The organism is Rhodopirellula maiorica SM1 (assembly GCF_000346295.1).
Taxonomy (GTDB): Bacteria; Planctomycetota; Planctomycetia; order Pirellulales; family Pirellulaceae; genus Novipirellula; species Novipirellula maiorica.
Genome location: NZ_ANOG01000825.1, coordinates 1 through 1,155, shown reverse-complemented (window position 1 = coordinate 1,155; position 1,155 = coordinate 1). Strand labels below are relative to the sequence as shown.

General features: G+C 54.2%; 1 protein-coding gene and 1 pseudogene. One reads left to right on the top strand and one right to left on the bottom strand.

Features of this window, described 5'->3' with window-relative positions; translation table 11 throughout:
- Window positions 1-110: 110 nt before the first annotated feature.
- Window positions 111-545 (top strand): annotated as a pseudogene (locus tag RMSM_RS43965) (transposase); the annotation flags it as partial.
- A gap of 142 nt (window positions 546-687) precedes the next feature.
- On the opposite strand, the gene RMSM_RS40185 reads toward RMSM_RS43965, so the two are convergent.
- Window positions 688-1,080, bottom strand: a complete 393-nt coding sequence (locus RMSM_RS40185; protein WP_008704215.1) for a hypothetical protein — start codon at window positions 1,078-1,080, stop codon at window positions 688-690.
- Window positions 1,081-1,155 lie beyond the last annotated feature (75 nt).

The window sequence follows — 1,155 nt, the reverse complement described above, 5'->3', positions numbered from 1 at the left end:
CGTTTTTCTTAACGCCCTGGTCGGTCGCCAACCGCTAGCTCCGCGATGCTCTCAAGCAGGTTATCTCACTGCTGTGCGGTCCGCCCAGAACGAAGACGCAAGCAGGCCGGGGACGAGATCCAGCAGTTTATCATCCGCACATTCACTACGTTGTTCCTGGCGGCGGGGTGAAGTTGGATGATCACGGCCAAGCCGAGTCATGGCAGCGCACACCGAAGAACATCCTGTTTCATCACGACACACTGGTGCGAGTCTACAAGGCGAAGCTGGCCGATGAGCTTCGAGCGTGTGGGCTATACGACACCGTTCCGATGTCGGCTTGGAATAGGAAATTTGTCGTCGATATCCAAGCGGTAGGTCACGCGATCCCCACGCTTAAATACCTGGCTCCTTACGTGCACCGGGTCGCGCTAAGCGACAAACGCATCGTGGCGGTGGATGACTCGTCGGTGACCTACACGGTGCGTCGATCGAAGTCCGTCCGAACCGTGACGCAAAAAGTCGAAGGGGAATCGTTTGTACGAGGCTTCGCCCAGCACGTTCTGCGATCCCCGTACGAAACCCTCGCGAGGCCGTCTCCGTTGTCATTCTCTCGTGTGATGTCTCCGAGGATTGGATGCAGCATACGTGTTTTCCATCTGTGCCAGAACGCCTGCCGCAACCGGGCACGAACGGAAGACTTTGATTTCAGTTGCCGCGTGAATGAGTGCTCAGGTTCACAGAGGTGTTCTGCAATGGCACGTTCTCGTCAAGTTTTCCACGTTTCATGAACAATTGGTATGCTCCATGTGCCTCCTCTATGAGGCGTCTCCATTTCCCATCCTCCAAGAGTTCCTCAAGCGATGGCATCGGATCAGGCGTGTTTTCGGCAACGTCGTTCCAGACATCGTGAAATCGACAAATCATCTCTGTTTCTTCAATCGTATATACGGGTGGTCCGTAATGTCCTTCAGGGGATTCGAATGGCTGCCAATCTTCCCACTGGTTGATAGCCTCGTTGCTGACGGAAACACAGGTAACTCGGTCCTGATAATCACGCTGGGCAGCGGGATCAGACACCCACCCCCAGTATTCGATCATTCGGTTTCGAACTCGCTGTTCAACTATCTGTTGGGAAACCACATCAGCCATTTTGTTGCAGAACGGTACCAATCA

Coding starts and splice junctions, on each gene's coding strand:
- RMSM_RS40185 (WP_008704215.1), bottom strand. CDS start 1,080: ATGATCGAATACTGGGGGTGGGTGTCTGATCCCGCTGCCCAGCGTGAT.